Consider the following 19454-nt stretch of genomic DNA (forward strand, 5'->3'; position numbering starts at 1 on the left):
GGCCCTCGCAACAGGAAGGGCTCACCGATAGCAGGGATTGGTCAAAGGGCGCTGAAAGCGCGGTCGGTATACGACAGGGCCCGGCGGGATTCCGTCTTCGGGCATTCTCAGGCCTCACGGCCCGTTGCTACGGATTGTAGCTCAGCCCCCAATCGGACAGCGCCAAGCGCATATCCGCAGGCACGGGCGCCTCAAGCACCAAGTCATCACCTGTGACTGGATGCCTGAAGGCCAGACGGTAGGCATGCAACGCCTGCCTTTGGATTGCCCCCACGGGAGAGCCGCCATACAACGCATCCCCTACCAGCGCATGCCCCAGCGAGGCCATGTGAACGCGAATCTGGTGGGTGCGCCCAGTGTGCAAGGTGCATTCAACCCAGCACCCCTGCCCACAAGACTGCAGCAGGCGAATATCAGTGCGCGCCGCCTTGCCTGCATGGGTAGAGAGATCCACCACCGCCATGCGCAGCCGATTGCGAGGATCACGCCCTATTGGTGCATTCACCGCACGCAGGGCATTACCGACCCAGGGCTTGTGCGCCAAAGCCAGGTACTTGCGGCTGACGTCGCGGGCCGCAATCATGGTCACCAGCGCATCCATCGTTGACCGATCGCGCGCCACCACCATCAGGCCACTCGTGTCCTTGTCGAGTCTGTGCACAATGCCCGCACGGGGCACCAAAGCAGCCCGCTCATCACGCCCCAAAAGGCCATTGAGCAAGGTACCGCTCCAGTTACCGGGCGCCGGGTGCACCACCAAACCCGCAGGCTTGTTGATCACCAGCAGATGGGCGTCCTCGTACACCACATCAATGGGCATGGACTCTGGACGAAACGCCTGGCTTTGCAACGTAGGGCGCATTTCCAGCACCACTGCATCACCAGCCTTGACGCGGGTGGACGGCTTGGGCACCACCCGGCCATTAACCGCCACCAACCCCTGCCCCAGCAGTTGCTGCAAATAGCTGCGTGAAAACTCAGGCACCAACTCTGCCAGGGTGCGATCCAGGCGCTCGCCGTGCTGCGATGCAGGCACAGACATTGTGCGCAACTCAGACTCTGCCGCAATTCCATCGGCCAGCTCGCCCTCCAAACCCTCCTCTGCCACAGACTGGATGACGCCCAGGGCCCCATCTTCGGATTCAGGCTGTGCGAGGGGCGATGCTGCGTTTGCGCCCTCCAAAACGCTCAAAGGGGCTTTCGCCCCTTTGACTGCCACAGACTTGGCCACGCTCAACGGGCCGCCAAGTAGCGCGCCGGGTCTACCGGTTTGCCCTGACGGCGAATCTCAAAATGCAACTTCACCCGGTCTGCATCCGTGTTGCCCATCTCGGCAATCTTCTGACCGCGCCGCACTGCCTGGTCCTCCTTGACAAGCAAGGTCTGGTTGTGAGCATAAGCCGTCAAGAACGTGTTGTTGTGCTTGAGGATGATCAGGTTGCCATAGCCACGCAAACCAGCCCCCGAATACACCACACGGCCGTCTGCTGCAGCCAGCACCGCGTCTCCAGCCTTGCCGGCAATGTCATAGCCCTTGTTGCGGGCTTCATCAAACCCCGCCAACAAAGCGCCGGACGCGGGCCAGATGAAGGACACATCGTCTTCGACCGCACCTGCGGGAGGTGCCGCTGGTGCAGGGGCAGGCGTTGGCGTTGCAACAGCCACCACAGGCGCTGCCCCAGAGGCAGGCGTCTTGGGAGCGCTGGATGCGCTGGCCGCAGCGGCTGGCGTCACAGACGACGATGTGACGGGGCGCGTCACCACGCCGGTGTCGGAAGCAACGGCCGCAGAGGCGGCTGGCGCGGGAACAGGCACTGAGGCACTCACTCGCAACACCTGCCCGACCTCGATCAGATTGGGGTTCTCCAGGTTGTTCCAGCGGGCAATGTCTTTCCAGCCCTGGCCGTTTTCCAAGCCGATGCGGATCAGGGTATCCCCAGGCTTGACGGTGTAGTAGCCCGGTTTGCCGGCATTTTCAGCGCCAGGCAACGGCTTGATGGGGGTTGCCACCACCACACCAGGCTGAGAGCTGGAGCCAGACGCGTTGCCAGAAGACGTTCCCCGATCTTCCACTGGGGCCTTGCTCAGCCGGGTGCCGCAGCCGGACAGCAGGACCCCCGCCATCGCCACAGAAAACCCAACGACAAGACCACGCGATACGAACATAAGCAATTCCCTTCAGGCAATCCCCGATTTTAGAGGGACAAAATGGACCGGTTCGAGCACGTTTTGTTTCAAACCGTGCACCGTTTTGTCGATTACGAGCAACATTTGCTGACCGCCGGCCACCGCCATAGGGGCCACCAAGCGCCCCCCCACGGCCAATTGGTCGCACCAGGCCTGCGGCACCGAGTCGCCACCCGCCGCCGCAATGATGGCGGCGTAAGGGGCGCCCTTGGCATATCCCAGCATTCCATCGCCAAACAGCAGATGCACATTGGGCAAGCGAAAGGGGCGCAAATTGTCACGGGCTTTTTCATGCAGATTGCGCACACGCTCCAGCGTGTAGACCTCGCGGGCCAGCAGGCTCAGCACCGCCGCCTGGTAGCCACAGCCCGTGCCAATTTCCAGAACACGCCCCATTCCACCCGCACGCGCACCTTCAGCACCCAGAAGCAACTCGCACATGCGGGCGACGATGCTGGGCTTGGAGATGGTTTGCCCCATGCCGATGGGCAAACTGGTGTCTTCGTAGGCTTGGTTACCCAGGGCGCTGTCGACAAAGCGATGGCGCTCCACCGCCCCCATGGCCTGCAGCACCTGGGGTGAAGCACTGCCTGCGGCTGCCAGCTTTTGCACCATGCGGGCACGCACCGCCGCAGAATCCAGCCCCGTGCCCACCGCCGTCGGCACGGCCACCCGGCCCGCCACGGGCAAGGCTGGTGCCGGGGGCTTGGCCGCCGGGGCGTTGGATGCCCCCGGCAATTTGGCGGGGAAACCAGGGCGCCGCTGCATCAATGCCCGCCTCCGCCAGTACCGCCAGACTGCATGCGGGCCGCAGTTTGCGCCCAATACCCCAGGTGGTCGTGGTCTGTCAGGTCAACCTTCAAGGGCGTCATCGACACATGGCCCTGCGCCGTGGCATGGAAGTCCGTGCCCTCGGCATCGTCCTTGGCAGGTCCCGCGCCGCCGATCCAGTACATCACCTCGCCCCTGGGGCTTTCCTGTGTGATGACCCGCTCTGCAGCATGGCGACGCCCCAGGCGGCACAGCTTCAGGGGCTTGAGCGCTTGCAGCGGCATGTTGGGAATATTGACATTCAGCAGCCAAGGCGCTGCCGCCGAAGACGCCACAGGGGCCACCAAATTGCTGTGCAGCAACTGCGCCACGATCTCACGCGCCTTGGCGGCCGCAGCGTCAATCTCGCCCCAACCCTTGTCCACCTGTGAAAAAGCGATGGCCGGAATGCCGAACAGATAGCCCTCCATGGCCGCGCCCACGGTGCCTGAATAAATGGTGTCATCCCCCATGTTGGCGCCGTTGTTGATGCCAGACACCACCAGATCGGGCCGGTAACCCAGCAACCCCGTGAGCGCAATGTGCACGCAATCTGCGGGGGTGCCATTCACGTAGCGAAAGCCATTGGCCGCCTTGTGCACGTACAGGGGGGAATGCAGGGTCAGCGCGTTCGACTTGGCACTGTTGTTGTGCTCTGGGGCCACCACCTCAACGTCTGCCAGAGACTTGAGCGCCTCGTACAACGCCACAATTCCGGGCGCCTGGTAACCGTCGTCGTTGGAGATGAGAATTTTCATGGGGTACGGGTGCTGATTGCAGCGCATTGTAGGAGGGGTGCCCAAGAATGCCCCAAGTGGACATTCGCTGCTTTGGCGATACAGATCAACCCGGGCCCAACCATCCTGGCCATGAAGCGGCCGAAACCCAGGCCGACGCCTGCCGAGGGTCTTTGCTGTCGGTTCCCGGGGGTCGCTCGTGGGACATCGCCCCACCCCAGCCCCACCTATCATCCGCGCCCATAACGACCCAAGGAGACAACCATGCACGCCTGGCTTTGCACCAACCCCACTGGCGTAGACGCGCTGGCCTGGACAGAACTGCCCACGCCCACCCCCAAAGCGGGCGAGGTGCTCATCGAGATCAAGGCCGCCAGCCTGAACTTCCCCGACCTGCTGATCGTGCAGAACAAATACCAGATGAAACCACCGCTGCCGTTTGTGCCGGGCTCTGAGTACGCGGGCACCGTGGTGGCCGTGGGCGATGGCGTCAAGCACCTGCAGGTGGGGCAAAGCGTGGCCTGCCTCTCCGGCACCGGGGGCTTTGGCACCCACACCCTGGCGCCAGCGGCGCTGTGCATGCCACTGCCCGCAGGATTTCCGGCGGTGGACGCTGCTGCATTCATCATGATTTATGCCACCTCGCACCACGCCTTGGTAGACCGCGCCCAGCTCAAGGCGGGAGAAACCGTGCTGGTGCTGGGCGCCGCCGGGGGCGTGGGCACCGCAGCCATCCAGATTGCCAAAGCCATGGGCGCCCGGGTGATTGCGGCCGCGTCCAGCGATGAAAAGTGCGCGCTGTGCACCTCCATCGGGGCAGACGCCACCATCAACTACAGCAAAGAGAACCTGCGCGATGCCATCAAGGCCCTGACCGATGGCAAAGGCCCCGACGTGATCTACGACCCCGTGGGGGGCGACTTTGCCGAACCCGCCTTCCGCTCCATCGCGTGGCGGGGCCGCTACCTGGTGGTGGGATTTGCCTCGGGGCCCATCCCCGCCCTGCCCTTCAACCTGGCGCTGCTCAAAGGCGCGTCCATCGTGGGCGTGTTCTGGGGCGACTTTGCCAAGCGCGAGCCCCAGGCCAATGCCGCCATGATGGCCGAGCTGGCCCAGTGGTACGGGCAGGGCAAGATCAAACCTGTGATCGACCGCATCATGCCCATGGCCGAGTTGCCCCAGGCTTACGCCCACATGGGCTCGCGGGGCGTCATGGGCAAACTGGTCATGGTCAACGGCTGACCGCCCGGGGTGCCAGCCACCACGCCCCAGCCAGGGGCGTGCAGACGCCCCAAAGGCCACCAAAAGGCCACCGCGCCGCAGCGGGGCTGTGTCACACTCGGGCACCCTTGCTGTCCTTGATACTGGTGTTCGCACATGGCAGACCGTCAACCTTACGAAATCGCGCGCGAAACGCTCAAACAACTGGCCACCCGCCGGCTGGCCCCTACGCCAGACAACTACCTGGCCATTTACGACGAGATTGCCGGCACCCGTAGCAGCCAGCCTTTTCCTGACGCCCAGTTGAGCAGCATCCAGCGCCTGCTGCCGGCGCAAACGCCGCCCCAAAAGCGGCTGCTCACCCAGTTTGAAAAAGCCATTGCCAACAAAGACTGGTCAGCGCTGCAAAGCGTGATGGTGGGCTACGCCAACCTGGGACTGAGCCCTGTGGCCGCAACGCCCGCAGCCGCCCCAGAGGGCGCCACCAGTGGCGTGCTGCCCCCCGACTTTGCCGAGCTGCTGGCCCGCCTCATCGACAACACCCTGCCCGCCCTGGGCGAAGACGATGCACGCGTGCACGACATGGCCGGGCAACTCACCGGCTTTCTGCGCGAGCCTGCGCCGCCGCTGTCCACCGTGCAGCTCATGCTGGGCAACTTCACCTACCGCCTGTCGTTCGCCACCGAAGACCAGGCCGCCATCCGCGCCAGCCTGCTGCAATTGCTGCACATGGTGTTTGAGAACATTGCCGTACTCAGCGTGGACGACCGCTGGCTGCGCGGGCAGGCCGAGGCGCTGATGGCGGCCTCGACCCCGCCGCTCACGCTGCGCCGCCTGGACGACGTGCAACTGCGCCTGAAGGACGTGATCTTCAAGCAGACCGAAGCCAAGGCCCGTACAGCGGAGGCCCAGGAGCAAATGAAGGACATGCTGGCCACCTTCATCGAGCGCCTGGCGCAGATGACGGCCTCCAGCACCACCTACCACGACACCATGGAGCGCTGCGCCGACCTGATCGGCAAGGCCAACAACCTCCAGGAAATCGCCCCGGTGCTCGAAGAGGTGATGACCGCCACCCGCGCCATGGCCCTGGACACCAAGCTCACCCACACCGAACTGCAAGAGCTGCGCGAACGCACCGACGCCAAGCACGCCGAGGTGGCCAAGCTGCAGCAAGAGCTGGACCGCGCCAGCGCCCAGGCAAGGCACGACCCGCTGACCGGCACCCTCAACCGCAAAGGGCTGGACGAGGCCATGGAGCGCGAGGTGGCCCGCGCCCGCCGCCTGGGCAACCCTCTTTGCCTGGCGCTGCTGGACATCGACAACTTCAAGAACATCAACGACCGCCTGGGCCACACCGTGGGCGACGCGGCCCTGGTGCACCTGGCACAGGTCACCCGCGAAGTGATGCGCCCCCAGGACCTGCTGGCCCGCTACGGCGGCGAAGAATTCGTGCTGCTGCTGCCCGACACCAACGTGGACAGCGGCGTGGCCGCCATGACGCGGCTGCAACGCGAGCTGACCACACGCTTTTTCTTGCAGGGCAGCGAAAAAATCCTCATCACCTTCAGCGCGGGCGTGGCCCAACTGCACGACAGCGAAACCAGCGTGGACGCCCTCAAGCGGGCCGACCAGAGCATGTATCTGGCCAAACGCTCGGGCAAAAACCGGGTGATGGCCGCGTGACCCCAAAGCCCCCCTGAGTCGCCTGCGGCGCCTTCCCCCACCGGGGGACACCGCCAGCGCACAGAGCGAAGCCGACATTGGCATGTCGGGGCGGCCCTTGCACGGCGGCTGCGCGCCTCGGCCGCGCGATTTTGAAGCGCCGCGGACCGCAACCACCGCCCTGAAGCTGCAAACGGAGTCAGCAAGGGAACAACACAACCCCGGAGCCTGCCATGCACCCCCAGCAGAGACGACTCTTTTTGCAGCGTGCTGCCATCGCGGCGGCCGCCACCACCCTGCCCCGCTGGGCTTGGCTGCAAACCGCGCACCTGACGGGCGACCCCTTTGCCCTGGGCGTGGCCAGTGGCGACCCAACGCCTGATGGCGTGGTGCTGTGGACGCGCCTCATCGCTCCGCTCGGCCAGCCCCTGCCCGCGCAGACCGTGCACTGGGAAGTGGCCCACGACGAGGGCTTTCAACGCATCGTGCAAAAAGGCCAGGCCACCGCCAGCCCGCAGCAGGGCCACAGCGTGCATGTGGAGGTGCAGGGGCTGGAGCCCGCCCAGTGGTACCACTACCGCTTTTTGCTGGGGCAGGCCACCAGCGCCACCGGGCGCACCCGCACCGCACCGGCGGCTGACGCCCTGGTGGCCAGGCTGCGCGTGGCCTTTGCCTCCTGCCAGCGCTGGGAGCACGGCCACTACGCCGCCTGGCGCCACCTGTGCGCCGATCAGCCAGAGCTGGTGCTCTTTTTGGGTGACTACATCTACGAATACGCCACGCCTAAAAACACCGACGGGCTGGCGCGCACCCACAACCTGCGCCACGCCACCACACTGGCCGATTACCGCGACCGCTACGCCCTGCACAAAAGCGACCCCGCCCTGCAAGCCGCCCACGCCGCCTGCCCCTGGGCCGTGACCTGGGACGACCACGAGGTGCAAAACGACTACGCGGGCACCAGCAATGGCCAGGGCGATGCCACCGCTTTCTTGGCGCAGCGCGCCGCCGCGTGGCAAGCGTTCTACGAAAACATGCCCTTGCGCTCCAGCAGCCTGGTCGATGCACAGTTTGGGCAATTGCAGGTGTACCGCCACCTGCGCTGGGGGCGGCTGGCCCAGCTGCACCTGCTGGACGACCGCCAATACCGCGCCCTGCAAGCCTGCCGCAAACCGGGTGCCAGCAACGCAGGCGCCGTGCGCCCAGGCGACTGCGCCGAGCTGGCCGACCCCGCACGCAGCCTGCTGGGCCCTGCGCAAGAGCAATGGCTGGACGCAGGCCTGGCCGCAGACGCGAAAAACGACCACACCCGCTGGAGCGTGCTGGCCCAGCAGACCCTGTTCTCGCCGCGCCACTACCCCAGCGGCCAAGTGGCTACCGATGGTTGGGACGGCTACCCTGCGGCGCGCGAGCGCCTGCTGCAATCGGTACAGCGCCACCAGCCGCGCAACACCGTGCTGCTGGGCGGCGACATCCACCAGAACTATGTGTGCAATGTGCACGCCCCCGGTGCGGGCGCCAGCGGTGGCAGCCTGCCGGTGCTGGCCAGCGAGTTCTGCGGCACCTCCATCAGCTCGCGCGCGGGCACCACGCAAGACAAGGTGGATGCCATCGTCCGCCACAACCCCCATGTGCTGCTGGCCCGTTGCGAGCAACGCGGCTACGGCCTGGCCGACATCACCCCCACGCGCTGGACCACCACCTTGCGCGTGGTGGACAACCCGATGGACGCGGCCAGCACCGCCAGCACCCAGGCCCGCTTTGTGGTGGAAGACCGCAAGCCGGGGCCCGTGGCGGCGTAGGCCTGCGGTGCCAGGTGGCTTAAAATGCTATCAAATAAATAGCTGCTAGCGCTTATCAATCAAGCGCTAGGGGCCAAAATCATTGAAACCCCAGCCCCTCAAAGCCTGCCCAAGGCTGGTGCCAGGCGGCTGCGATGCTTCAGCACGGTGCTGTTGCGCAATTTTTAACAAAAAAGAGGGTGTAGCGCTCACCAAATAAGCGCGAGCAGCTATCAAAACATGAGCAATCATGGCAAGATTGCCCGCTCTGGAGAGCCTGCCGACGATCTCGCAAGAGGTCGTGACCCGGTTCTTGCCGCCGCCTTGCGGCCCCTCCACCCTGTTACCCCGCACCACCATGCACACCACGCCCCGCCGCTTGCCCACACTGGCCCTGCCTTGCCCTCCTTCATTGCGCACCGCCTGCCTGGCTGCCACGCTGTGGGCACTGGCGGGCTACAGCGTGGCGGGCAGCCTGCCCGCAGCCGCCAAGGCCGAGGTCAACACCCTGCTCACCCGGCTGCAAACGTCTGGCTGCGATTTCAACCGCAATGGCTCTTGGTACAGCGGCGCCGAGGCCAAGGCGCATTTGCTCAAAAAGCTGGACTACCTGGACGGCAAGAACGCGGTGCAAACCACCGAGCAGTTCATTGAGCTGGGGGCCTCGTCCAGCAGCGCCAGCGGCAAGGCCTACCAGGTGCGCTGCGCCGGGGCGGCGGCGGTGGAAGCCGGGCCCTGGCTCAAGGGCGAACTCAAAGCCGTGCGCTCAGGCACCGCGGCACCTGCGGCCAAGTAAGCCCAGCCACCTCACACGTTGATCGCGCTGGCCGACCCGGCCTGCTTGCGCAGCTCAAACTTCTGGATCTTGCCCGTGCTGGTCTTGGGCAGCTCGCCAAACACCACGGCGCGGGGCACCTTGAAGCCCGCCAGGTGCTTTTTGCAGTGCGCCACGATGTCTTCGGGGGTGGCGGTGGCACCGGCCTTCAGTTCCACAAAAGCGCAGGGGGTTTCGCCCCACTTGACATCAGGCTTGGCCACCACGGCGGCGGCCAGCACGTCGGGGTGGCGATAGAGCACGTCCTCCACCTCGATGGACGAGATGTTCTCGCCGCCCGAGATGATGATGTCCTTGCTGCGGTCCTTGATCTTGATGTAGCCGTCGGGGTACTGCACCGCCAAGTCACCGCTGTGGAACCAGCCACCGCGAAAGGCGTCCTCGGTGGCTTTGGGGTTCTTCAGGTAGCCCTTCATGGCAATGTTGCCCTTGAACATGATCTCGCCCATCGTTTCACCATCCCAAGGCACGGGCTGCAGGGTTTCCGGGTCCAGCACACGTACATCGCGCTGCAGGTGGTAGCGCACGCCCTGGCGGGCGTTGAGGCGGGCGCGCTCGCCAATGTCCAGGGCATCCCACGCCTCGTGCTTGGCGCACACAGTGGCGGGGCCATACACCTCGGTCAGGCCGTACACGTGGGTCAAATCAAACCCCATCTTCTCCATGCCCTCGATCATCGAGGCCGGTGGCGCCGCGCCCGCCACCATGGCCTTGACGCCTGCGGGCACGCCCACCTTCATCGCGTCGGGGGCGTTGACCAGCAAGCCGTGCACGATGGGCGCGCCGCAGTAGTGCGTGACGCCGTGGGTGCGAATGGCATCAAAAATCGCCTGTGCCTCCACGCGGCGCAGGCACACGTTGACGCCCGCGCGCGCCGCAATCGTCCACGGAAAGCACCAGCCGTTGCAGTGGAACATGGGCAGCGTCCACAAATACACGGCGTGCTTAGGCAGGTCCCACTCCAGCACGTTGCTGATGGCGTTGGTGGCCGCACCCCGGTGGTGGTAGACCACGCCTTTGGGGTTGCCGGTGGTGCCGCTGGTGTAGTTCAGGGCGATGGCGTCCCATTCATCGGCGGGCAGCTCCCAGGCAAACTGCGGGTCACCGCTGGCCACAAAGGCTTCGTAGTCTGGGCCCGGCAAGGTCTGGGCTGGCGCGCCATAGAGGTCGTCTTGCACCTGCACCACCAGCAGCGGCGCGGTGGACTGGCGCAGCGCCAGGGCCTTGGCCAGGGTGGCGGTGAACTCCGGGTCCACGATCACGGCCTTGGCCTCGCCGTGGTCCAGCATGAAGGCAATGGTTTCCGGGTCGAGCCGGGTGTTCAGGGCATTGAGCACGGCCCCGGCCATGGGCACGCCAAAGTGGGCCTCGACCATGGGCGGGGTGTTGGGCAACATCACGGCCACGGTGTCGTTTTTGCCGATGCCGCTGCGCTGCAAGGCGCTGGCCAGCTGACGGCAGCGGGCGTAGGTCTGCCCCCAGGTCTGGCGCTGCGCACCGTGCACGATGGCCAGGCGGTCTGGGTAGACCTCAGCGGCCCGCTCCAAGAACCCCAACGGGGACAGGGGCGCAAAGTTGGCCGGGTTGCGCGGCAGGTGCTGGTCGTACGCAGAGGTCATCACATCCATCCTTGAGCAGAAAAACAGGTAATTTCCCATTACAGCCCCCCGGGCTGACAGCGCGCTGAAAGCGCCCTGGCCGCAATTTACGGCGCCCCGCCCGGGAAGCACCACGCATGGGCGAAAATACTCCCGTGTCCATCCCCCAGTCGTTCATCCAAGAGTTGCTCTCGCGCGTCGACGTGGTCGATATCGTGGGCCGCTATGTGCAACTCAAAAAAGGCGGCGCCAACTTCATGGGGCTGTGCCCCTTTCACGGGGAAAAGTCGCCCTCGTTCAGTGTCAGCCCCTCCAAGCAGTTCTACCACTGCTTTGGCTGCGGCAAGAACGGCAACGCCATCAGCTTCCTGATGGACCATGCGGGCATGGGCTTCATCGAGGCGGTGAACGACCTCGCCCAAAGCGTGGGCCTGCAGGTGCCCGACGACGACATCTCCCCCCAGGAGCGCGAGCGCGCCGCTGCCGCCCGGCAAAAGCAGGCCACGCTGAGCGATGTGCTGGAAAAAGCCGCCGACGCCTACCGCCGCCACCTGCGCGAGTCGCAGCGCGCCATTGGCTACTTCAAGGGCCGGGGCGTGTCGGGCCATGTGGCCAAGCAATACGGCCTAGGCTATGCGCCCGAGGGCTGGCGCAGCCTGGCCAGCGTGTTCCCGGCGTACGACGACCCGCTGCTCGAAGAAAGCGGCCTGGTCATCGTCAACGATGAAGACGGCGGCAAGCGCTACGACCGCTTCCGCGACCGGGTGATGTTCCCGATCCGCAATGTCAAAGGCGAGTGCATTGGCTTTGGCGGGCGGGTGCTGGGCGACGACAAGCCCAAGTACCTGAACTCGCCCGAAACCCCGGTCTTCCACAAAGGGCGCGAGCTGTACGGCCTGTTTGAAGCCCGCACGCCCATCCGCGAGGCGGGTTACGCGCTGGTGACCGAGGGCTACATGGACGTGGTGGCGCTGGCGCAGCTGGGCTTCCCCAACGCCGTGGCCACCCTGGGCACGGCCTGCACGCCCGAGCATGTGCAAAAGCTGCTGCGCTTTACCGATGCCGTGGTCTTCAGCTTTGACGGCGACGCCGCCGGGCGCCGCGCCGCGCGCAAGGCACTCGATGGCGCCCTGCCCCACGCCACTGACACGCGCAGCATCAAGTTCTTGTTTTTGCCCGCCGAGCACGACCCCGACAGCTACGTGCGCGAGCATGGCACCGACGCCTTTGCCCGCTGCATTGCCGAGGCCATGCCGCTGAGCCGCTTTCTGGTCGAAGCCGCCAGCGACGGCTGCGACCTGGCCACGGCCGAGGGCCGCGCCCACATGGCCAGCAACGCCCGCCCCCTGTGGGCCAGCCTGCCCGACGGCGTGCTGCGCCGCCAGCTGCTCAGCGAGCTGGCCCAGCTCACCCAGTTGCCCGCCAACGACCTGTCTGACCTGTGGAGCCAGGCATCGGCGCAAGAGCACCACCGCCGCCCCGGCCCCAGCGCGGGCGTGCAGGGGCACAGCGCACCAGCCCATTCCCCCTACCACTCGCCGGACGAGCCGCCCTGGGGCGGGCCACCCGATGGCGCCGAGCCCTGGCATGGTGCCCCAGATGCGAGCTACGACGCCGGTTATGGCTCACACCAAGGCCAGGGTGGCAGCGCCAAGCCCCCGTTTCGCAAAAGCGGAGACTGGAAGGGCAAGGGCGACTGGAAAGGCAAAGGCAACTGGAAAAAGCGCGACGACAGCCCCTGGCCGCCCCAGCCCCGCCTGCCCAACACCCCCATGGCCAGCCGGGTGGACCATGCAGCGCGGCTGCTGCTGTCGCACATGGCGTTTTTGGAGCACCTGGCGCCGGACGACCATACCGCCCTGTGCGCCCTGCCCGCGCCCCACGGCCCGCTGTTTGCCTGGCTGGAGGCGCAATTCATGGAGCAAGGCCCCCTGGCCTGGGCGGTGCTGCGCGAGAGCCTGCGCGGCCACGAATGCGAAACGCTGGCCGTGAAAGTGATGACCGGCGCCCATGCGCAAACCGAAGGCGACGTGGCCGAGCTGCGGGCCGAGCTGAGCGACCTGCTGACGCGCATCCAGCTGGAGCAGATCAAAGAGCAGCTGAGCGCGGCCAGCGCCAGCGGCGACCTGGCCCTGTGGCGCGAGCTGGATGCGCGCTCACGCACGCTCAAGGCCGCGCTGGAGCCTGCGGCGCCCAAATAACGCTCAGATAACGCCCCAGCAGCGCCTGGGCCCAATGGCGTGGCAGCGCGCAGGCCACCGTCCACACGCCAAAACCAAAAAACCACAAAAGCCACACTGCGGGCTGCAACGGCTGAGAATTACAGCGAAAGTCCTTGAAAAAGCCCCCCGCTGGTATAATGTAGGGTTTTTTGGCAAGAGCGACAGCAGCACCTCCGAGCCGGGCCATCGTGACACGCGCGCACATCAGCGCAGATCAGCCCACTTATCGCAAGGACTGCACACCAAATGTTCGCCCAGACATCTTGCCAATGAGGGCCTCCCCTCCAAGCGCCTGAGCTTTTGCGCTCATGCGTTGCCACCCGCGCCGGGATCTGTGGCGTTTGCGTTTTCTTTGTGTCCGTTTTTGATTCTGAGGTTTTTCATGCCCGCTCAAAAGTCCGCGAAGCCGCCCAAGACTGCTCCAGACACCGCCGCCAAGGCTGTCTCCAAAACCGCTGCCAAAGCGCCTGCCAAGGCTGCAGCGACCAAGAAAGTCCAGACCGTGTACAAAAGCCCAGCCGAGCTGAAAAAAGCCGCCGATGAACTGCTGAAGAAGAAGCCCACCCGCGCCAAAGCCGCGCCGGCCGCCGAGGAAGAAGAAGCAGCTGCTGCCGAAGCCCCCAAGAAGAAGCCAGGCCGCCCTGCCAAGGCTGCAGCCTCCGCCGAAGCCAAGGTGCCCGCCAAGCGTGGCCGCAAGCCCAAGGCAGCCGCAGCGGGCGATGACAGCGGTGACGACACCGACCTGTCGGACATCGAAGCAGACTTGGAAGGCGAAGTCGAGGAAACGACCGAGACGGCCGCTACGGTCGAGAAGGTCAAGCCTCTGCGCATGAAGATCAGCAAGGCCAAGGAACGCGCCTTGATGAAGGAATTCGGCCTGGACGAGACCGTCCTGTCCGAAGAAGACCTGCAAAAGCGCCGCTCGCGCCTGAAGACGCTGATCAAGCTGGGCAAGACACGCGGCTACCTCACGCACGTTGAAATCAACGACCACTTGCCCGACAAGCTGGTCGATGCCGAAACCCTCGAAGCCGTCATCACCACGCTGAACGACCTGGGCGTGGCGGTGTACGAGCAAACGCCTGACGCCGAAGCGCTGATCATCACGGACAACGCCCCCGCAGGCGCCACCGAAGAAGAAGCCGAAGAAGCCGCTGAAGCCGCGCTGTCCACCGTGGACTCGGAATTCGGCCGCACCACCGACCCCGTGCGCATGTACATGCGCGAAATGGGCACGGTGGAGCTGCTGACCCGCGAAGGCGAAATCGAAATCGCCAAGCGCATCGAAGGCGGCCTGATGGCCATGATGGAGGCGATCAGTGCATCACCCGCCACCATTGCCGAAATCCTGAACATGGGCGAAGAGATCCGCGAAGGCAAGGTCGTCATCTCGACCATCGTGGACGGTTTCTCCAACCCCAATGAGGCCGACGACTATGTGGCCGAAGAAGACTTCGACGAGTTCGACGAAGCCGACGACGACGACGGCAAGGGCGGCTCCAAGGCGCTGACCAAGAAGCTCGAAGAGCTGAAGAAGCAGGCGCTGGAGCGTTTTGACAAGCTGCGCGAGCTGTTCGAGAAGATCCACAAGATCTATGACAAGGAAGGCTACGGCACCCCTGCCTACATGAAGGCCCAGGCCTCTTTGTCGGAAGAGCTGATGACCATCCGCTTCACCGCCAAGACCATCGAAAAGCTGTGCGACATGGTGCGCGGCCAGGTGGACGATGTGCGCAAGAAGGAGCGTGAGCTGCGCCGCATCATCGTGGACAAGTGCGGCATGCCCCAAGAGACGTTCATCAAGGACTTCCCACCCAACCTGCTGAACCTGCAGTGGGTCGAGAAGCAAGCCGCCGCTGGCAAGCCCTGGTCGTCCATCATTGCGCGCAACATCCCGCCCATCCAGGACCTGCAGCAAAAGCTGATGGACCTGCAGTCGCGCGTGGTCGTGCCGCTGACCGAGCTCAAGGGCATCAACAAGCGCATGAACGAAGGTGAAGCCACCTCGCGCGATGCCAAGAAGGAAATGATCGAGGCCAACCTGCGCCTCGTGATCTCGATCGCCAAGAAGTACACCAACCGTGGCCTGCAGTTCCTCGATTTGATCCAGGAAGGCAACATCGGCCTGATGAAGGCGGTGGACAAGTTCGAATACCGCCGGGGCTACAAGTTCTCGACGTACGCCACGTGGTGGATTCGCCAGGCCATCACCCGCTCGATCGCCGACCAGGCGCGCACCATCCGTATCCCGGTGCACATGATCGAGACGATCAACAAGATGAACCGCATCAGCCGCCAGCACTTGCAAGAGTTTGGTTTCGAGCCCGATGCGTCCATCCTGGCGGCCAAGATGGAAATCCCCGAGGACAAGATCCGCAAGATCATGAAGATCGCCAAAGAGCCGATCTCCATGGAAACGCCGATCGGCGACGACGACGACAGCCACCTGGGCGACTTCATCGAGGACGGTGCCAACACTGCGCCTATCGAAGCTGCCATGCAAGCCGGCCTGCGCGACGTGGTCAAGGACATCCTCGATGGCCTGACCCCCCGCGAAGCCAAGGTGCTGCGCATGCGCTTCGGTATCGAAATGACCAGCGACCACACGCTGGAAGAAGTGGGCAAGCAGTTCGACGTGACCCGCGAGCGCATTCGCCAAATAGAAGCCAAGGCGCTGCGCAAGCTCAAGCACCCTTCGCGCTCGGACAAGCTGCGCAGCTTCATCGACTCGCTGTAAAGCGCTGCAAAGCTCGGTACAGGGCCCGCCAGCCGGTGTCCCTGCCCCAGTCATTGGGCTCAAGCCCGCCGCCTCTGAACAGGCTGGCGGGCTTTTTCATTGGCGGGGTGGATTATTTAGACAAAAGCAGGCCCTAGCGCAATCTAGATAAGCGCTAGCAGCTATGTTTTTCATAGCGAGTTGCCACACGATGCAGCGCCTGCACTGAGGGCCTCTGTTCAATCCCCTCAATACACGTCGCGCCGGTAGCGCCCTTCGCGCAGCAAGTGGTCCAGGGCGTCTGCCCCCAGAATCTGGCGCAGTGTGCTGTCCACTGCCTGGGCCATGCCCTGCAGGCTGCCGCACACGTACACCGCTGCGCCTTGCGCCACCCAGGCGCGCACAGTGTCGGCCTCGGCCGCCAGCAGGTGCTGCACGTACACGCGGGTGGGCTGGTCACGCGAGAAGGCCACATCCAGCCGCTGCAAGGTGCCTTGCCGGTGCCAGCCCTCCAGCTCGGCCTGGTGGTGAAAGTCGTACGCCGCATTGCGCTCGCCAAACAACAGCCAGTTGGGCCCGGCCCCCACGGCCGCCCGGGCGCGCAGGTGGGCGCGCAGCCCGGCCAGGCCGGTGCCGTTGCCAATCAGAATCAAGGGGCGCTGGGCATTGCCCTCCAGCCGGAAGTTGCTGTGCGCACGCAGCCGCAGGGCTATGGCCGCGCCCACGGCAGCACCCTGCGTGAGCCAGCCCGAGGCCAAGCCGAGCGAGCCATCGCCCCGCACCGCCTGGCGCACCAGCAAGTGGACGCCGCCGTCGCTGGCGATGGAGGCCACCGAGTACTCGCGCGGGTGATCGGGATCTTGCGGGGCACGCACCTGCACCAGGTCGCCCGACTCCCATGCCACGGCAGCGCCTGCAAGGTCTGCGGGGGGCACCAGTTCGAGGTGAAACACCGCCCCGCCCGCGCTGCCGGGGTTCAGGTGCGTGCGGCCAGCCAGCACCCAGTCGGCAAACTCGGGCGCCTGCCAGGCGGGTAAATCGCTGACATGGGCCACCTGCCCCAGGTGGTGCTGCCACTGCTGCAGCGCCTGGGCATCGCCGTTGTCCATCTCCACGGTGTCAAACAAGCGCGTGGCGCCGCAGCGCTGCAGCCACGCGTCCACCTGGCGCCCAAAGCCGCAAAAGTGGGTGTACTGCCGGTCGCCCAGCGCCAGCAGGCCGTAATGCAAGTTCGCCAAATGCGGCTCGCTGGCCAGGGTGTGGCTGGCAAAGGCGGCGGCGTGGTCGGGCGGGTCGCCCTCGCCGCAGGTGCTGACCACCCACAGCGCGCATCGCGCCTGGGCCAGCGCCTCGGGGGTGAGCTGGTGCACGGGGCACAGTCGCACGGGCTCTCCGGCGGCGTGCAGCAGGCGGGCGGTTTCTTGCGCCAGCTCCTGGGCCTGGCCGGTCTGGCTGGCGTACACCACCAGCAGGGCATGAAGCCCCTCGCGGGCAGCGGCCAGCGACGCGGCTTGCGCCTGGGCCGCCTGGCGCTTGCGGCGCTCGCGCCACCACACGGCGGCGCACAGGGCGGCATACAAAGCCACCAGGGCTGCAGCAGCCGTCCAGCGTGCAGCACTCACCATCGCCAAGTCACCCAAAAGCCCCATGGAGTTTCCAAAGAATTTCAATCCACCCGAGCAGGTGGGTTCAGCCACTCAGAGCAGCTCAAAAGCGTCGCTGGTGTGCACCACCAACCCCGCATCCGTGTGCTCGCACAGCAGCGCGGCAATGCCGTGGCGCTGCGCAAAGGCCAGCCCCTTGTGCGGCCCCAGCACCGTGAGCACGGTGGCCAGGGCATCGGCCTGCATGCATTCGGCATGCAGCACCGTGACGCTGCTGAGCCGGTGCAACACCGGCTCGCCCGTGCGCGGGTCCAGCGTGTGCGAGTAGCGGCGCCCGCCCAGCTCGAACGCATGCCAATGGTCCCCCGAGGTGGCCACGGCCCTATCGCGCAGCGGCAGTACGCGGGGAGCAGCCTGCGAGGGCTGGTGCGCCCCATCGGTCACCCCTGCAATCTGCACCCGCCAGGGCTGCCCATCGGGGCGCTGGCCGCTGGCGCGCAGCTCGCCGCCCACCTCCACCAAAAAATGTTCAAAGCCCAGGCGCTGCAGGGTGCGCGCCACCAGGTCCACCCCATAGCCTTTGGCAATGCCGCTCAAATCCAGCTGCGCGCCACCAGGCTGCAGCACGCGGCGCTCGGCCGGGCTCAGTTGCAGCCGCTCAAAACCCACACGGGCCCGGGCCGCCTGCAACCGCTGCGGTTGGGGCAACTGGGCACAGTGGTCTGCCAAAGGGTTGGCACGCGGGCCAAAGCCCCAGGCGTCCACCAGCGGGCCCACAGTGGGGTCCCACGCGCCCTGGCTGGCGCGTGACCAGTGCAGCGCACACGCCATCACTTCCATGAACTCGGGCGATATCACCTGCCACGTGCCCGCCTCCGCGCGGTTGAAGCGGCTGATTTCTGAATGGGCCTCCCAGTGGCTCATCTGCTGTACCACGGTGTCCAGCGCCTGCTGCACCGCTGCCTGCACGGGCTCCAGCGCCTCAAACCCCGGGTTGGCCAGGCGCACCGACCAGGTGGTACCCATGGTGGCGCCCGCCAGGGTGTGCAACGCCGCCGGATCGCGCGCGCGCAGCACTGCGGCCGGGCCCGCGGCATAGCCAGCGGCGGCAGAAGCCAAAGATGCGGTCGGCAGGCCACCGGGCTGGCAACCGGCCCCGTAGCGCACGCGGATGCGCGGGGCCTGGGGTGTGGTGTGCTGGGCGTACAAGGTGTGCGGTGCGCTCAGGGCAGCACTTCCAGGGTGCCGACGTACGACAGGCGGCGCTCCTTGGCCTGGGGCACCGAGGTCTTGTCGTCCTTCACATCGGCATCCACCCAGTACATGCCAGCCGCTGGCCAGGTGATGCTGAACTGGCCCTGCGCATCGGTCTTGGCCTTGATCTCGCCGAGCTTGTCGCGGTAGCGCGAGCTGCCCGCCACCACCACCACCTCCACGCCTGCGGCAGGCTTGCCATCCACATGGAAGGCGAAGGTGGCCTTCTCGCCCTGGGCCAGGTCGTTGGGGTGCGTCACGGGCACCAGCTCCAGCCCCTTGCCGCTGGCCTTGACGGCGCTGGGCTTGCCCACGGTGACATAGGTTTCTACCCGCCCGGCGGACTGGGTGACCTTCAGGTCTTGTGCGTCGGCTGGCACTTCGGCAGCGAACTTGTCGGGGGTACCGCGCCAGCGCTTGGGCTGCCCGGCCTTGTCCTTGTAAGTGGCCATCAGGCCGCCATTGAGCACGGCCAGTCGGTAGGTTCCGGGCTGGGTCAGGTTCAAATCAAACACGCTGCGCAGCTTGCCTTTGTGGGCGTTTTCCGGGGCCAGCGTGGAGCCATCGGGCGCAGTCACCACCAGGTTGTCCAAACCCAGCGGCACGTGGTTGAAGAAGAACAGGTCGTTGGACACCGCAGCGTCCACCGTGATCCATTCCGACTTGGACAGCACAGTGCTCGAAGGCAGAAGCCACACGTTGTGGGCCTGGGCGGCCGAAGCAGCTGCCAACATCAGCGCCACGCCAGCGGCCAGGTGCGCCCACCGGGCGCGTGCAGGAACAGGAAATTTCATCAATGACTCCAGTTGAGCGAAGAGAGCGAA

Annotated in this window: 14 protein-coding genes; 6 read left to right on the forward strand and 8 right to left on the reverse strand. The window is 65.6% G+C overall.

Going from position 1 to position 19454, the window contains the following annotated elements; genetic code table 11:
• Positions 1 to 127: 127 nt before the first annotated feature.
• Genes CLU86_RS11935 through surE form a run of 4 tightly spaced genes read right to left on the reverse strand, consistent with a single transcriptional unit; the run spans position 128 to position 3755 of the window.
• Positions 128 to 1183: an RluA family pseudouridine synthase gene (locus CLU86_RS11935; RefSeq protein ID WP_369803820.1), complete on the reverse strand. Its 1056-nt coding sequence runs from the start codon at positions 1181 to 1183 to the stop codon at positions 128 to 130.
• A 50-nt stretch (positions 1184 to 1233) separates the two neighbouring features.
• Positions 1234 to 2166 (reverse strand): peptidoglycan DD-metalloendopeptidase family protein, encoded by a 933-nt coding sequence (locus tag CLU86_RS11940; protein WP_099741748.1) that lies wholly within the window; start codon positions 2164 to 2166, stop codon positions 1234 to 1236.
• Between the two features lie 12 nt (positions 2167 to 2178).
• Positions 2179 to 2955, reverse strand: coding sequence for a protein-L-isoaspartate(D-aspartate) O-methyltransferase (locus CLU86_RS11945; protein ID WP_099741749.1), 777 nt, complete (start codon positions 2953 to 2955; stop codon positions 2179 to 2181).
• On the reverse strand, positions 2955 to 3755 hold the full coding sequence (gene surE / locus CLU86_RS11950) for a 5'/3'-nucleotidase SurE (protein ID WP_099658742.1): 801 nt from the start codon (positions 3753 to 3755) through the stop codon (positions 2955 to 2957). The genes CLU86_RS11945 and surE overlap by 1 nt, the downstream gene beginning before the upstream one ends.
• 243 nt (positions 3756 to 3998) lie before the next feature.
• Here surE and CLU86_RS11955 point away from each other — a divergent pair, with 243 nt between their 5' ends.
• From CLU86_RS11955 to CLU86_RS11970, 4 genes are all read left to right on the forward strand, one after another.
• Positions 3999 to 4976: an NADPH:quinone oxidoreductase family protein gene (locus CLU86_RS11955; protein WP_099741750.1), complete on the forward strand. Its 978-nt coding sequence runs from the start codon at positions 3999 to 4001 to the stop codon at positions 4974 to 4976.
• Positions 4977 to 5111: 135 nt separating this feature from the next.
• Entirely contained in the window at positions 5112 to 6641 is a 1530-nt protein-coding gene (locus tag CLU86_RS11960) for a diguanylate cyclase (RefSeq protein ID WP_099656272.1), read from the forward strand.
• A 212-nt stretch (positions 6642 to 6853) separates the two neighbouring features.
• Complete coding sequence (locus CLU86_RS11965) at positions 6854 to 8422, forward strand: alkaline phosphatase (protein ID WP_099741751.1); 1569 nt, start codon at positions 6854 to 6856, stop codon at positions 8420 to 8422.
• Positions 8423 to 8651: 229 nt separating this feature from the next.
• Positions 8652 to 9197 (forward strand): DUF5329 domain-containing protein, encoded by a 546-nt coding sequence (locus CLU86_RS11970; RefSeq protein ID WP_233194972.1) that lies wholly within the window; start codon positions 8652 to 8654, stop codon positions 9195 to 9197.
• 11 nt (positions 9198 to 9208) lie between these two features.
• On the opposite strand, the gene CLU86_RS11975 is transcribed toward CLU86_RS11970, so the two are convergent.
• Positions 9209 to 10855, reverse strand: coding sequence for an acyl-CoA synthetase (locus tag CLU86_RS11975; protein WP_099743530.1), 1647 nt, complete (start codon positions 10853 to 10855; stop codon positions 9209 to 9211).
• A gap of 116 nt (positions 10856 to 10971) precedes the next feature.
• Between CLU86_RS11975 and dnaG the strand changes: the two genes are divergently transcribed.
• Together dnaG and rpoD are read left to right on the forward strand one after the other, a co-directional pair.
• A complete protein-coding gene (gene dnaG, locus CLU86_RS11980) occupies positions 10972 to 13035 on the forward strand; it encodes a DNA primase (protein WP_233194973.1) in 2064 nt (687 codons plus the stop codon).
• A 403-nt stretch (positions 13036 to 13438) separates the two neighbouring features.
• The gene (gene rpoD, locus CLU86_RS11985) at positions 13439 to 15793 is read left to right on the forward strand and encodes an RNA polymerase sigma factor RpoD (RefSeq protein ID WP_099743532.1); all 2355 of its coding nucleotides are present in this window, start codon (positions 13439 to 13441) and stop codon (positions 15791 to 15793) included.
• A gap of 227 nt (positions 15794 to 16020) precedes the next feature.
• Here the strand turns inward: rpoD and CLU86_RS11990 are convergent, their stop codons facing one another.
• From CLU86_RS11990 to CLU86_RS12000, 3 genes are read right to left on the reverse strand one after another with little or no spacing between them, the layout of a single operon-like run.
• On the reverse strand, positions 16021 to 17421 hold the full coding sequence (locus CLU86_RS11990) for a sulfite reductase subunit alpha (RefSeq protein ID WP_233194975.1): 1401 nt from the start codon (positions 17419 to 17421) through the stop codon (positions 16021 to 16023).
• Positions 17422 to 17469: 48 nt separating this feature from the next.
• A complete protein-coding gene (locus tag CLU86_RS11995; protein WP_099743533.1) occupies positions 17470 to 18549 on the reverse strand; it encodes an FAD:protein FMN transferase in 1080 nt (359 codons plus the stop codon).
• A 50-nt stretch (positions 18550 to 18599) separates the two neighbouring features.
• Positions 18600 to 19424 (reverse strand): DUF4198 domain-containing protein, encoded by an 825-nt coding sequence (locus tag CLU86_RS12000; protein WP_099741753.1) that lies wholly within the window; start codon positions 19422 to 19424, stop codon positions 18600 to 18602.
• Between the last annotated feature and the right edge of the window lie 30 nt (positions 19425 to 19454).

The organism is Acidovorax sp. 62 (assembly GCF_002754495.1).
In the GTDB taxonomy this organism is placed as follows: Bacteria; Pseudomonadota; Gammaproteobacteria; order Burkholderiales; family Burkholderiaceae_C; genus Acidovorax.